Genomic DNA, 13,938 nt, shown 5'->3' with positions numbered 1-13,938 from the left:
GTCGGCGCGGTGCGCCCCTCGTACGGGTAATGATGTTGCGCATTGTCGGGACGCCGATTAGTCTTTTGAATATCGCAATATCAATGTTCACTTGCGCAACTATGCAAGCAAAGAAACCGAAGAGCCGCGCGCTGCTCGGGCAGCTCAGCGACATGGACCTGCGGCTGCTGCGGGTGTTCAAGGGCGTGGTCCAGTGCGGCGGGATGGCGGCCGCGGAACTCGAGCTGAATATCGGCATCTCGACCATCAGCCGCCACGTGAAGGATCTGGAAACGCGCCTCGGCCTGGTGCTGTGCCGGCGCGGCCGCGCCGGTTTCACGCTGACCGCCGAGGGGCAGACCGTCTACGAGGAGACGCTGCGGCTGCTGGCGTCGATGGAGGCGTTTCGCAGCAGAATCGACGGCATTCACGACAAGATGGGCGGAGAACTGCACATCGCCGTATTCGACAAGACGGCCACCAATCCGCAGGCCCGGCTCGGCGACGCGATCCGCCAGTTCGCGGACGAGGCGCCGGACGTGGCGCTGAACCTGCATGTCGCGTCGATCAACGAGGTCGAGCGCGGGATCATCGACGGCAGCTATCAGGTCGGGATCATTCCCGCGCACCGCAACTCGGGCAGCCTCGTCTATGCGGAACTGTTCGACGAGCGGATGCTGCTGTACTGCGGCCGCCAGCATCCGCTCTACGACGCGCCGCACGGCAAGCTCACGTGGACCTCGATCCGCAACCATGCGTTCGCGGGGCTCGGTTTTCACTCGCCGAACATGGAGCTGAGCCATCGCGCGAAGCTCACGCGCAGCGCGACCGCCTCCGACCAGGAATCGATCGCGACGCTGATCCTGTCCGGGCGCTATCTCGGCTTCCTGCCCGACCATTACGCGGAGAGCTTCGAAAACAAGGGGCTGATGCAGCCGATCGCGCCGCATCGGTTCAATTACCGCTGCCGCTTCGTGAGCCTGCTGCGGCGCTCGCCGCGGCCGTCGCGGGCGGCTTTGCTGTTCCAGTCGTGCCTCGAGGCCGCGCATGCGGCGGGGCATGCGGGCGAAGGATCGGGGGAGCGGGCGTAGGCGGGGCATTGAGGCGGCCGCGTCGGGCAAAGTAGCCGGGATGTCGGCGCATGTGTGGAACCGCCGTTGGCGGTCGGCGGTTGCCCCCGTGCCCGGCGCCGACCGCCGCGCCCCCCATCGGCCGCCCGATCCGCCTCTGCGATAATGCGCACTTCCCGTTTCCGCTCCGCCTCACGCCATGACGCAGCCGTCCGCCCCGCTCTCCACCGACCTGCCGCCGATTTCCTGCCTGCCCGGCGATGCGCTGCCGTGGCTGCCGATGAGCGCCGACCTGCCGGGGCTCGCGATCAAGTACCTGCACATCAACGCGGCTGAGGACACGCTCACCGCCCTGCTGAAGATGCCGGCCGGCGGCACGCTGCCGCGTCATCGCCACGACGGCGACGTGTTCGTGCACACGCTGCAGGGCGCATGGCGCTACCGCGAATACGACTGGATCGCGCACGCCGGCTCGACGGTGCTCGAACCGGCCGGGTCGGTCCATACGCCGGAAACGCTCGGCGCGCCCGGCGACGACGTGATCACGCTGAACGTGATGCGCGGCGACCTCGTGCTGCTCGACGACGACGGCCGCGAGACCGCCCGCGAGAATTGCCGCGTCGCGCTGCTGCGCCAGCGCAAGCACGCGCGTACCGCACCGCACGACGCGACGGCCTTCGTCACCCGCTAAGACCGGCAACAGCGGCGCGCCGCGAGGCCGACCGGGCGGGCGGCGGACGGCCCCGCTCGTCCGCGTCTGCCACCCGCCCGCCGCCCATCATCGAAAACGCCGAAAGAACCGCCGAATATCGTCGGCCAGCAGGTCCGGTTCTTCCATCGCCGCGAAATGGCCGCCGCTCGGCATGTCGGTCCACTGCACGACCTCGAACACCCGTTCGACCCAGCTGCGCGGCGGCCGGCTGATCTCCTTCGGAAAGCGGGCGAACGCGATCGGCACCGTCACGCGCTGCCCGGCCGCGAAGCGCATCGGCTGCAGCCGGTTCTCCCAATACATCTGCATCGACGAGCCGATGCACGCGCTGAACCAGTAGAGCGAAATGCCGGTCAGCAGCGTGTCGTGCGAAAACCGCCGCGCGACGTCGCCGTCGCAATCGCTCCACGCGCGAAACTTCTCGGCGATCCACGCGGCGAGCCCGGCCGGCGAGTCGTTGAGCGCGGCGGCGAGCGTCTGCGGCCGCGTCATGTGCACATGCGCATAGCCGCCTTCCAGCGCGGCCCATTCGGCGCGCTCCTTGACGAACGCCCGTTCTTCGTCGGTCAGCGGCGCGGCCGCGTCGATCGCAGGCTCGTAACTGCCCGGCAGGTAGTTGAGGTGGATGCCGTCGACCACGTCCGCATGTCGCGCGCCGAGCGCGATCGACACGCCCGCGCCGAGATCGCCGCCCTGCGCGCCGAAGCGGCGATAGCCGAGGCCGGCCATCAATGCGGCCCAGCAGTCGGCGACCTGAAATGCCGCGACGCCGGGCGCCGCCGGCGGCGGCGAGAACAGGAAGCCGGGCAGCGACGGCACGACGACGTCGAACGCGTCGTGCGGGTCGCCGCCGAACGCGGCGGGGTCGCACAGGCGCTCGATCAGCGCGTCGAATTCGAACACCGACCCTGGCCAGCCGTGCGTGATCACGAGCGGATACGGGTTCGGCCCCGCGCCGCGCCGATGGATGAAATGCACGCGCTGCCCGCCGACGTCCGCGACGAACTGCGGCAAGCGGTTCAGCGCCTGCTCGGCCGCGCGCCAGTCGAATCGTTCGGCCCAGTACGCGGTCAGGTCGCGCAGCCACGCGCCGTCGACGCCCTGCTGCCAAGGCTCGGCAGGCGTCAGCAGCGGCACGCGCGTGTCGCGCAGGCGCCGGCGCAGGTCGGCGAGCGCATGATCCGGAATCTCGATGTTGAACGGGACGGCGTGCATCGTGTCTCCTCGCGAAGGATATCGACGCGATTCTGCGCGATTTTTATAACGCGCGCAGACGGCGCCGCGACGCGTCAGCCGGCTTCGCCCACGTCTGCGCGCGCGTCGCGCCGGATCGCCTGCGGCGGCACGCCGAAGCCGCGCACGAACGCATCGCGCAGATGCCGCCGGTCGCGAAAACCGTTCTCCTTGGCGATCACGTCGAGCGAATGCCGGCTCTGCTCGATCATCAGCCGGGCGGCCTCGAGCCGCAGCCGCTCGATCGCCTTCGCCGGCGACTGCCCGGTTTCGAGCGTGAACACGCGGCTGAACTGCCGCGGGCTCAGGTGCACGGCGTCGGCCAGCGCCTCGACGGTCAGCGCACGGCCGAGGTTCTGCCGCGCATAGTTGAGCGCGTTCTGGATCCGGTCCGACTTCGGCGCGAGATCGAGCATTTCGGAATGCTGCGACTGCCCGCCCGCGCGGCGCTGCTGCATCACGAGCTTGTGCGCGACCGAGCGCGCGGCCTCTGCGCCCAGATCCTTCTCCACCATCGCGAGCGCGAGATCGAGGCCCGCGGTCATCCCGGCCGACGTCCACACCGGCCCGTCGACGATGTAGATGCGGTCCTCCTCGACCCGAACGTCCGGAAAACGCTTCTGCATGTCGCGGCCGAACGCCCAGTGCGTGGTCGCGCGGCGCTGTGCGAGCAGCCCGGCCTCGGCGAGCACGAACGCGCCCGTGCAGATGCCGGCGATCCGCCGCGCGCGCGGGTTGGCACGGCGCAGGAACGCGACGACCGCGGCCGGCGCGGGCGACGCCAACGGATCGTTGACGCCCGCGACGATCCACGTGTCGACGTCGGTGCGCCGGCCCCGCAACGGTCGCGTAGCGACCCGCAGCCCGAGCGACGAGCGCACCTCGCCGCCGTCGACCGAATAGTTGTCCATCGCGTAGAACGGCTCGCCCGCGGTCAGGTTCGCGTACTCGAACACCGATTGCGCGGCGAGCGCCATGATCTGGAAGCCGTCGCTGAGCAGAAAGCCGATGCGGTGCATGCATATCTCCGGAGGCGGGCGGGCGGGCGTCGCGATCGCGATTGACCGGCCCGATGTCCGAAATCATACCCATCTACGTCATTTGTGTCGCGGCGATTCGACGCCAGAATGCAGCCATGCAGTCACCCTTTTCCCCAACACGGAGCGACATCATGACTGAAGCACATCGCGGTACGGCCGTCATCACGGGCGCATCGTCCGGCATCGGCGCAATCTACGCGGACCGCCTCGCGCGCCGCGGCTACGACCTGATCCTGGTCGCACGCAATCGCGACCGGCTGGCCGCGCTCGCCGAGCGCATCACGAACGACACGCGGCGCAGCGTCGAGATCGTCGCCGCGGCCCTCAACGATCGCGCGTCGCTCGCCGCCGTCGAGGCGAAGCTGAAGGAGGACGCGAGCATCACGCTGCTCGTCAACAACGCGGGCGTCGGCACGCACGCGGCGCTGCTGGACAGCGACGTCGACGCGATGACGCGGATGATCGACCTGAACGTCACCGCGCTCACGCGGCTGACCTATGCGGCCGTGCCCGGCTTCGTCGCACGCGGGCGCGGCGCGGTGATCAACATCTCGTCGATCGTCGCGTTGTCGCCGGAAACGCTCAACGGCGTGTACGGCGGCACCAAGGCGTTCGTGCTCGCGTTCAGCCAGTCGCTGCATCACGAACTCGCGGAGCGCGGCGTGCAGGTGCAGGCCGTGCTGCCCGGCGCGACCGCGACCGAATTCTGGCAGACCGGCGGCCTGCCGCTCGAGCACTTGCCGAAGGAGATCGTGATGTCGGCGTCCGAGCTCGTCGACGCGGCGCTGGTCGGCTTCGATCGCGGCGAGCTCGTGACGATCCCGTCGCTGCATGCGGCCGACGAATGGGAAGCGTACGACGCCGCGCGTCGCACGATGGCGCCGCATCTGTCGGCGAACGCGCCGGCGGCGCGTTATGTGGTTGCGCGGTAGCGCGGCGGCGCTCGCCCCTAAATCACCCCCGCCGCCCCGCGTCGCCCTTCACCCCCACCAGCAGCGCGACGCCGCTCAGCGCGAGCAGCGCGGCCAGCAGGTACACGGCGAGATCCATGCTGCCGGTGCGGGTGCGGATGATCCCGATCACCCACGGGCTGACGATGCCGCTCGTGATCCCGATGCTGCTGATCAGCGCGATCCCGGCCGCCGCCGCGTTGCCCGACAGGTAGCGGGTCGGCACCGCCCAGAAGATCGGCAGCGCGGCGAAGATCAGCGTCGCCGCGATCGACAGGCATGCGAGCATCGCCGCAAAGCTGTGCAGATGCAGCGTGAGCGCCGCGAGCGCAAGCGCGCCGCCGAGCGTGCAGCACGCGAAGTGCCGGCGGCGCTCGCCGGTGCGGTCCGAGCGGCGCGCGATCAGGATCAGTCCGACGGCGCCGACGGCGTTCGGCACGACCGTGTAGAGGCTCACGGCCACGACGTCGGTGACGCCGAAGTCGCGAATCATCAGCGGCATCCAGAAGTTGAGCGTGAGCGACGCGCAGGTGAGCGAGAAGTAGACGAACGCGAACAGGTAGACGCGCGGATTCGCGAGCGCGGCCGCCACGCTGCGCCGGTCGTGCGCGCCGTGCGCGCGGGCATCGCCGCAGACGGCCGCGACGCGCGCCTTTTCGTCGGGCGTGAGCCAGGCGGCGTCCTGCGGGCGATCGACCAGATACGTGAACGCGAAGCAGGCGAGCACGATCGCCGGCGCGCCCTCGATCGCGAACATCCACTGCCAGCCGTGCAGCCCGAGCACGCCGCTCATGTCGCGCATGATCCAGCCCGACAGCAGGCCGCCGAGCACGCCGGCGACCGCGACGCCGGCAAAGAACACGGAGATCGCCGCCGCGCGCCGGTTCGACGGGAACCAGTAGGTCAGATACAGCACGATGCCGGGGAAGAAGCCGGCCTCGAACACGCCGAGCAGGAAGCGCAGCACATAGAAATGCGACGGCTGCGACACGAACATCATGCCGGTCGACGCGAGCCCCCACAGCAGCATGATGCGCATGAAGGTGCGGCGCGCGCCGAAGCGTGCGAGCAGCAGGTTGCTCGGCACCTCGCAGAACACGTAGCCGACGTAGAACACCGCGGCGCCGAGCCCGTACATCGCGTCGCTGAAGCCGAGGTCGTGCTTCATCTGCAGCTGCGCGAAGCCGATGTTGATGCGGTCGAGGAACGACACGACGTAGCAGAGGAACAGGAACGGCACGATGCGCCACGCGATCTTGCGGAACAGCAGCGCATCGCCCGCTGCGGGCGCGCCGGCGGATTCGAAGGCGGGAGCGGAAGCGGAAGCCGAGGCGCTCGCGTGCGCGAGCGTCGCTTCGGCGGGAAGCGGTTGGGGCATGTCTGTCTCCAAACGGGCCGCGCGATGCGAGCGCGCGGCAGTCTCCGAGGGCGTGCGTGCGCCCTGCTTTCTTGTGAGATCGGAACGCGGCGCGCCGATGCGCGCCGTCAGAACGACGGCCGGACGTCCGCGCGGACGCCGCGCCGCCGAGCCGCCCTCAGTCCTGCAGCGCGGCCCACATTTCCTTGTCGCGCTGCGCGGTCCAGATGCGCGGATGCGTGATGCCGCTCGCCTCGTCGAACGCGCGCGACACGTCGAACGGCAGGCAGTGCTCGTAGATGAACACGTGGCCGAACTTCGGGTCCATCGCTTCGCGCGTGAGCGCCATCGACGCCTTCAGGTCGAGCTTGCGCTCGACGGCCTTGCGGCCCTGCTCGAGCAGCGTCGTCACGAAGTCCTTCGTGTAGTCGAGGCCCTTGTTCACGTCGGCCGGGCTCAGCAGCGCGGGGCCGCGGCCCGGCACGAGCTTGTCGGCGCCGAGCGCGCGCAACGCCTCGAGCGTGGCCGGCCACTGTTCGAGCTGCGCGTCGCCGCAATAGCACGCGGCGTCGTATTCGACCAGATCGCCGGAGAACAGCACCTTCTGCGACGGCAGCCAGACGATCGTGTCGCCCTTCGTATGGCCCGAGCCGACGTGCATGATCTTCACCTCGAGCTTGCCGAGGAACAGCGTGATCTCGCGCTCGAACACGAGCGTCGGCCAGGTCAGGCCGGGCACCGTCTCGACGCCCGCGAACAGCCGCGGGAAGCGCTCGATCTCCGACTTCATGTCCGCTTCGCCGCGCTCGACGATCATCTCGTAGGTGCCGCGGCTCGCGATCACGTGCTGCGCGCCTTCGGCGAAATATGCGGACGCGCCGAGCACGCGCACCGCGTGGTAATGCGACAGCACGACGTGCTTGATCGGCTTGTCGGTCACGCTGCGGATCTTCGCGATCAGGTCTTGCGCCATCGCGGGCGTCGCGGTCGTGTCGACGATCAGCACGCTGTCGTCGCCGACGATCACGCCCGAGTTCGGGTCGCCTTCGGCGGTGTATGCGTACGCGTTCTCGGACAGCTGCGTCCAGGTGATCTTCTTCTCTTCGAGATCGGCTTGGGAGGCGAATGCTTTGGCCATGTTGCGTTCCGTGGCTGCGAGCCATGTGTTGAAGGGAGTGAGCCGATGATCGTCCTGCGTCGACAATTTGTCAATGACAAACGCGCTTGCTATTGTTTAATACGGGTAAACCTGCGGACGGGCGCGACAAGGGGCGTCGGATACCATGCGGGGTTTCGTCATCGGAAGAATCAACGCGTGCAGAACCATGAAGTCAGCGCGGACGACGCGCCGCCGAAGGCGCAGCGCGGCATCCAGAGCGTCGAGGTCGGCGGCCGGCTGCTCGACGCGCTCGCGCGCCGGCGCAAGCCGCTCGGGCTGTCGGAGCTGGCGGCGGCAGCCGGCCTGTCGAGCGCGCAGGCGCACACCTATCTGGTCAGCCTGACGCGGCTGGCGCTCGTGAAGCGCGACGCGCTGACCGGCAACTACGAGCCCGGCCCGCTGTCGCTGCGACTCGGGCTGATGTCGATCGAGCGCCAGCCGGCCTATCGGGCCGCGCTGCCGCATGCGGCCAGGCTCGCCGAAACGGTGGGCTTGAGCGTCGCGCTGTCGGTGCCGGGCGTGCTCGGGCCGACGATCGTGCGCATCGAGCACGGCGGCTATCCGCTGCACATGAACCTGCACGTCGGCTCGGTGATGTCGCTCGACGCGACGGCCACCGGCCGCGTGTTTCGCGCGTTCGGCGATCCTGCGCAGCTCGACGCGATGACGGCGAGCCACGCCGCCGGTGCAGATGCGCATGAATACACACACGCCGACGCACATGCCCGGCCCGACGCGCACCCGTCGCGCGCCGAACTCGACGCGATCCGCGCACGCGGCATCGAGCGCAGCGTCGATCGGCCCAGCCCTGGGGTCAGCGCGATGTGCGTGCCGGTGCTCGACGCACACGGACGGCTGCAGCTGGCATTGACGGTGATCGGCCCGAGCGGCTCGATCGATGTCGGCTGGGACGGCCCGATCGCGACCGCCCTGCGCGACGCGGCACGGCAAGCCACTGCGTCGCTCGACGCCGCGCCCGACGTGCGGCCGGGCACGCCGGCCGTGCCGCGCATCCCGCCCGCCCTCGGCGACGATGCGAAAGCACAGCGCGGCATCAACGCACTCGACAGCACGGGCGAGTTGCTGCTCGCACTCGTATCGGCCGGCCGCGGGCTGCCGTTGCGCGACCTCGCGGCGGCGGCCGGCATGCCGGCGGCCAAGGCGTTTCCGCATCTGGTGAGCCTGCAGAAGATCGGCCTGCTGAGCCGCGACGACGCCGGCTGCTTCGACGGCGGTCCGCTCGGCCTGGCGCTGGGGCTGATCGCGATGCAGCGCGTGTCGCCGACGCGCGATGCGGAGCCCGAGATCGTCGCGCTCGCGGCCGCGACCGACATGAGCGTGGCCGCGGCGACGCTCGGGCCGCTCGGCCCGACCGTGATTCGCCTGGAGGAATCGGCGCGGCCGCAGCACGTGAGCCTGCAGGTCGGCACCGTGATGTCGCTGGTGAATACCGCGATCGGACGCGTGTTCGCGTCCGGCATGTCCGACGACGTGCTCGCCGGCCTGCTGGCCGACGAGCCGGTGCGCCTGGCAGGCGGCGCGACGCAAGTGGACGACGGGTTCCGTGCGCGGCTGGCGACGATCCGCGCGGACCAGCTCGATTTCGCGTTCGACGCGCCGGTGCCCGGCATCGGGACGATCGCCGCGCCGGTGTTCGATCACACGGGCAGCATTCGGCTGGTGATCGCGATCATCGGCTCGTCGCGCGGTTTCCCGCGCGGGACGGACAGCGAACTCGCTCATACGCTGCTCGCGGCCGCGCGCCGGCTGTCGTGGCGATTCGGGTGGATCGGCGGGTGATTGCCTGCGGTTGCTTGCCGTCCCTCGGCGGTGCTCGCCGGCGTGTTGCCCGCGTCGCAATGCCGTGACGGCGCGGCCGCGACGCTACTGGCCGTCACCTCTCGGCGAAGGCGTGCAGGTCCGTTGTTGTGCAGTCGCAACGATAACCGTCAGGAATTCTCATATAACGAAATCGCATTTCACAAGGTGGCGATGTTTCTCTATCATTAGGGTTATCCCTAATCACCACCCAAATGGGGTTTCGTCATGCAAACGTCTAATGTCTCGAACCGCTCTGCCGAATCCGCTGGCTGGCTCGCACGTATTGGTGATCTGATCGCGGAAGCCTGGGCACTGCACCTCGAAAACTGCGAAATCATCGCGCAAGCACACGCACGACTGCCGCGCTAAGCGCGCGTCGAGCCGACCGGCCCGCTTGGTCTTACGAGCCGTCGGTTCAGTGCCGATAGACGTAACGACGTCCGGGCGTCTCGCGGAAACACCGAAGGCGCACCCGACAGCGCCGGCCGCCGCGTCGCGGAAGATTCATCCGCTTTCAATCGCCGTCGGTGCCCCGGATCCGCAGCCGCTGCGCCCGGTTCGAATGCCACGCGCAGCGGGCCTCGGCGGCGCGATGGTAGCCGCCTTCCCCACTTCGACCGTAGTCCGCCCGAGCCGCGCCCGGGCCGGCCGCGCCCGCGTCGTCACACCTGAATCGACGGCACGTCTTTCATGCACCGCAGCGCGAACATCGAGCGACTGTGGCGAATGCTCGAAATCCGGTACAGCTTTTCGCGTAGGAAACGCTCGTAGCCGGCCGTGCCGTCCACCGCGACCTTGATCCAGTAGTCGTACTCGCCCGACACCAGATACGCCTCGAGCACCTCCGGCAGCGCCGCGAGTTCCGCGCCGAAGCGGCCCAGCGCATCGTCCTCGTGGCGATCGAGCGTGACTTCGAGGATCACGATGTCCGCGTAGCCGAGCATGCGTTGGTTGACGAGCGCGACGTAGCCGTCGATGTAGCCGTCGAGTTCGAGCTGCCGCGTGCGGTTCCAGCAGGCGGTGGTCGACATGCCGATCTGTTCGGCCAGTTCGGCGTTCGACAGACGCGCGTTCTTTTGCAGTGCAGCGAGGATCTTGCGGTCCTGGTTGTCGAGGGTTTTCGGCGTGCGTTCGCGGGTGGCCATGGCAAAAGGAATTTTCTACTGAGAATTTTCATTCTAGCCGAACGAGGTTCCGATTTGAGCGGCCCTTCGCCGGAAAACAGGAAGCCTTTTAACCGCCGCGCTTGATACATTTTCTCCATGCCTGTCGACCGGCGCGCCCGCTGCGACAACCCCCTCGCGACGGATGTCCGACCGCAATCACGAGTTGCGGCGCCGGTCACGCAGGCATGCGAAACCCGCCTCCCATACGCCTATCCGGTTGTCCGGGCCGGCGCCCGAACCCCTGTTCCGTGGTCCCTGTCATGTCGTTCCGGCTTTATCTGTCGTTCGTCGCTGCATCGGCCGTCCTCATCTATGCGCCCGGCCCCGTCAACCTCCTCACGATGAACCAGGCATTGCGCACCGGCTGGCGCCGCGCGCTGCCCTGCGTATGGGGCGGCACGCTCGCCGTGCTGCTGCAGCTCGCACTGACCGCGCTGTGTCTGAACTCGCTGGTCCACCTCGATACGCACGCGCTCGCCGTGCTGCGCTGGGCCGGCGCCGCCTACCTCGTATGGCTCGGCTGCAAGCAATGGCTGAGCCGCGCGCCGGCCGACGCTGCGGCGGCCGCGACGCCCGCGACCGGCCACGCCGCGCGCGACGCCGAATCGGGACGTGCGCTGTTCTGGCGCGGCGTCGCGACGTCCGGGCTGAACCCGAAGACGCTGTTGTTCTTCCCGTCGTTCTTTCCGCAATTCCTCGTCCCGAATGCGGACTGGAGCTTGAACGGGCAATTCCTGCTGCTGGCGACGACCTTCGCGTTGCTGTTCGTCGGCGGCATGGCGTCGATGGCGCTGCTGTCGCACCGGCTCAGCCGCGCATTGCAGCGACCCGCGCGGATGCACGCGATGAACCGCGTGACGGGCGGGCTGCTGGTCGGGATGGGCGCGATCATGGCCGGTTGGAACTGAGGGCCGCGGGCGGGCGCGCCGGTGATTGCGCCCGTGTGACGCGCGGTAGCCCGGAATTTGCGGCGCGGGAGTGGCCGGGCCGCGTAGGTCCGTCGCATAGAGCAGACCGCGTGGGCAGTATCGCGTCGACTCGCCGCATCGGCTGACTCGGTTCGGCACTTTGGGACATTCGGCACCGGGACGTAGGCCGTCGACGATCATTAGCATCATATTTTTGAACCGCTATAATTTTCTGCGCCTTGCTAGACCCATTCCCGGAGCATTTCGATGCGAATCCGAAGCACTTATTTGAAAGTGAATAACCTCGAGCGGGCCGCAACATTCTGGGAAAATCTATTAGAGCAGCCGCCGAACCGCAAGACGGAGAGATGGGCCGAGTTTTCGCTAGGTGAAATCCGATTCGGGTTATTACTGAACGATTTCGGTGATGAGTTCGCCGGTAGCGGATGCGTACCGGTGTTCGAGTTCGATATATCTGACTTGCACACATTTGTGGAACGCGCGAAGGCTCTTGGAGCAAAAGTCGTTCTCGATGCGCTAAACATTGAGACCATGCAGGGCGTTGTTCTCAGCGACTCCGAGGGCCACGAATTCGAGCTGTGCAGTTGCCACGAATAGTTTGCTGTCCTCCGCAGGAACCGGTCGGCTTGCTTCCTGCAACGGACGTCGACCGACTAACCACAAGGATGGAACCCCGTGAAACACGCAGGTCTAGCAGCGCTCGGGCAGCTTGAAAGTACCCTTCGCGACTTGCGTGAGTTTCCGGACTTACGTGAACGTTCAACCGGTGTTTTTTACAGAAAATCTCGATCTTTTCTGCACTTCCACGAAGATGCGACGGGGCTTTACGCCGACCTTCGAGTCGGCCAAGAATTTGAACGATTCCCTGTGAATTCAGCAATCGATAGGGATGTTTTAATGGCAGCAGTTCATCGCGCGTTGGAATTATAGGTTCCTATCTTAAGCTATGTAACACACAAGACCCATTTGGACCGGTCAAAGTTTTGAATCACGCTTAAGAGAAACTGCATCATGAAGTGTCGGCGGTCGGAAGCTTCGACTGTCCGAATCGGATTGCAGATTCAACCGGTCGATGCAACACACTAGAATCTGCGCAAGCAGTGGAGGTGTTGCAAATGAAGCAGAGGCCGAGGATCTACTATTCTGAGAGTCAGAAAGCACTCATGTGGGACCGCTGGCGTAAAGGTGAAACGATTCATCAAATTGCCAAACTGTTCGATCGGGGCCACTCTTCGATACAGCGGATTCTGTCAGAGGCCGGCGGCATCGAGCCTCCGCAAAGACGTCGCGCACCGCAGACATTGACGCTCGCGGAACGCGAGGAAATCTCTCGCTGCCTGGTGAGCGGATTATCGATTCGGTCTATTGCGGTCAAGCTGGGACGTGCTCCTTCCACGATCAGCCGCGAGCTGCAGCGCAACGGAGGCAGCCAAGGTTATCGAGCGAGCCGTGCGGATGAGCTCGCCTGGGATCGGGCACGTCGCCCAAAGATTTGCAAATTAGTGAGCAACCAGACGCTGGCGCGAGTTGTCGCTGCAAAGCTGAGGCTGCAGTGGTCCCCTGAGCAGATTTCTGGTTGGCTCAAGCATGCGTATGCCGTCAACAAGGACCATCTGGTGTCACACGAGACGATCTATCGGAGCCTCTATATTCAAGCCCGCGGTGCCCTGAAAAAGGAATTGCTTGAACACTTGCGACGCTCTCGAGCGATGCGCCGGTCTCGCCATCACACATTGAAAACCGAAGACCGCACGAACATTCGCGACGCTGTATCGATCAGTGAACGCCCCGCGACGGCGGAGGATCGCGCGATACCCGGGCACTGGGAAGGTGACTTGCTGTTTGGCAACGCGACCAGCCAGATTGCGACTCTTGTCGAACGTCAGAGTCGATACGTGATGCTGGTAAAAGTAGCCGGTAAGGATTCCGAGGCTGTGGTCAACGCGCTGATACGACACGCCAGCAAGTTACCTCGAGAACTATATAAATCGCTGACCTGGGACAGGGGCACGGAAATGGCTGATCACAAACGCTTTACCGTGGCGACCAAGATTCAGGTCTATTTCTGCGATCCGCAGAATCCGTGGCAACGCGGCTCGAATGAAAACATGAACGGACTGCTGAGGCAGTACTTCCCGAAAGGCACCGACCTCTCTGCCTATTCCCAAGCCCAACTCGACGCTGTAGCGAGGCGTCTCAACGAGCGTCCGCGTAAGACGCTAAACTTTGACACACCCGCCCAGCGGTTCCATCAATCTGTTGCATCGACCGGTTGAATCCGCAATCGATCACGGCCCTCGATGAAGTGACGGAAAGAGCAATCTCAGGCCTTGTCTGACGCTGACTGAGAGATCAGGTCTCGACTTACGCAACTCTGTCGCATACATCGCGATCGCAGCGCGTAGGTCGCATCCGCGCGGCCACACCACATCAGCCTTCGCGCGTAGATCGCGTCGCATAGGCCGTATCGCGTGGGTCGCACCGCGCTGCCCACCGCCATCGCCCGCCAAGAACACTCCCCC

13 protein-coding genes are annotated in these 13,938 nt (G+C 66.5%); 8 read left to right on the top strand and 5 right to left on the bottom strand.

The window, feature by feature from the left end:
* Positions 1-101 precede the first annotated feature (101 nt).
* Both MBR110_RS18250 and MBR110_RS18245 read left to right on the top strand, forming a co-directional pair.
* A complete protein-coding gene (locus MBR110_RS18250; protein WP_011882146.1) occupies positions 102-1,070 on the top strand; it encodes a LysR family transcriptional regulator in 969 nt (322 codons plus the stop codon).
* Between the two features lie 178 nt (positions 1,071-1,248).
* Positions 1,249-1,740 (top strand): 2,4'-dihydroxyacetophenone dioxygenase family protein, encoded by a 492-nt coding sequence (locus MBR110_RS18245; protein WP_014724941.1) that lies wholly within the window; start codon positions 1,249-1,251, stop codon positions 1,738-1,740.
* Between the two features lie 87 nt (positions 1,741-1,827).
* Here MBR110_RS18245 and MBR110_RS18240 read toward each other — a convergent pair whose 3' ends face one another.
* Positions 1,828-2,976, bottom strand: a complete 1,149-nt coding sequence (locus tag MBR110_RS18240; protein ID WP_059734468.1) for an epoxide hydrolase family protein — start codon at positions 2,974-2,976, stop codon at positions 1,828-1,830.
* 74 nt (positions 2,977-3,050) lie between these two features.
* The gene (locus MBR110_RS18235; RefSeq protein WP_014724943.1) at positions 3,051-4,013 is read right to left on the bottom strand and encodes a GlxA family transcriptional regulator; all 963 of its coding nucleotides are present in this window, start codon (positions 4,011-4,013) and stop codon (positions 3,051-3,053) included.
* A 152-nt stretch (positions 4,014-4,165) separates the two neighbouring features.
* Here MBR110_RS18235 and MBR110_RS18230 point away from each other — a divergent pair, with 152 nt between their 5' ends.
* The gene (locus tag MBR110_RS18230) at positions 4,166-4,966 is read left to right on the top strand and encodes an SDR family NAD(P)-dependent oxidoreductase (protein ID WP_059734469.1); all 801 of its coding nucleotides are present in this window, start codon (positions 4,166-4,168) and stop codon (positions 4,964-4,966) included.
* Positions 4,967-4,988: 22 nt separating this feature from the next.
* On the opposite strand, the gene MBR110_RS18225 is transcribed toward MBR110_RS18230, so the two are convergent.
* On the bottom strand, positions 4,989-6,362 hold the full coding sequence (locus MBR110_RS18225) for an MFS transporter (protein ID WP_014724945.1): 1,374 nt from the start codon (positions 6,360-6,362) through the stop codon (positions 4,989-4,991).
* Positions 6,363-6,519: 157 nt separating this feature from the next.
* Complete coding sequence (locus MBR110_RS18220; RefSeq protein WP_034193512.1) at positions 6,520-7,479, bottom strand: MBL fold metallo-hydrolase; 960 nt, start codon at positions 7,477-7,479, stop codon at positions 6,520-6,522.
* A gap of 177 nt (positions 7,480-7,656) precedes the next feature.
* On the opposite strand from MBR110_RS18220, the gene MBR110_RS18215 reads away from it, so the two are divergent.
* The gene (locus MBR110_RS18215) at positions 7,657-9,300 is read left to right on the top strand and encodes an IclR family transcriptional regulator (protein WP_059463801.1); all 1,644 of its coding nucleotides are present in this window, start codon (positions 7,657-7,659) and stop codon (positions 9,298-9,300) included.
* 683 nt (positions 9,301-9,983) lie between these two features.
* Here MBR110_RS18215 and MBR110_RS18210 read toward each other — a convergent pair.
* Positions 9,984-10,466 (bottom strand): Lrp/AsnC family transcriptional regulator, encoded by a 483-nt coding sequence (locus MBR110_RS18210; RefSeq protein WP_011882138.1) that lies wholly within the window; start codon positions 10,464-10,466, stop codon positions 9,984-9,986.
* A 281-nt stretch (positions 10,467-10,747) separates the two neighbouring features.
* Between MBR110_RS18210 and MBR110_RS18205 the strand changes: the two genes are divergently transcribed.
* The 4 genes from MBR110_RS18205 to MBR110_RS18190 all read left to right on the top strand — a co-directional run bounded on the left by MBR110_RS18205 (position 10,748) and on the right by MBR110_RS18190 (position 13,692).
* Entirely contained in the window at positions 10,748-11,395 is a 648-nt protein-coding gene (locus MBR110_RS18205; RefSeq protein ID WP_034193510.1) for a LysE family translocator, read from the top strand.
* Between the two features lie 267 nt (positions 11,396-11,662).
* Positions 11,663-12,013: a VOC family protein gene (locus tag MBR110_RS18200; protein ID WP_011882136.1), complete on the top strand. Its 351-nt coding sequence runs from the start codon at positions 11,663-11,665 to the stop codon at positions 12,011-12,013.
* A gap of 78 nt (positions 12,014-12,091) precedes the next feature.
* Entirely contained in the window at positions 12,092-12,346 is a 255-nt protein-coding gene (locus MBR110_RS18195; RefSeq protein WP_072465343.1) for a hypothetical protein, read from the top strand.
* A gap of 185 nt (positions 12,347-12,531) precedes the next feature.
* Complete coding sequence (locus MBR110_RS18190) at positions 12,532-13,692, top strand: IS30 family transposase (protein WP_034193953.1); 1,161 nt, start codon at positions 12,532-12,534, stop codon at positions 13,690-13,692.
* Positions 13,693-13,938 lie beyond the last annotated feature (246 nt).

The sequence above is a fragment of the Burkholderia sp. MBR-1 genome, from assembly GCF_013822785.1.
Classification (GTDB): domain Bacteria; phylum Pseudomonadota; class Gammaproteobacteria; order Burkholderiales; family Burkholderiaceae; genus Burkholderia; species Burkholderia vietnamiensis.
Note: the sequence above shows the minus strand (reverse complement) of the source record. Positions and strands in the feature narration are given on the sequence as shown.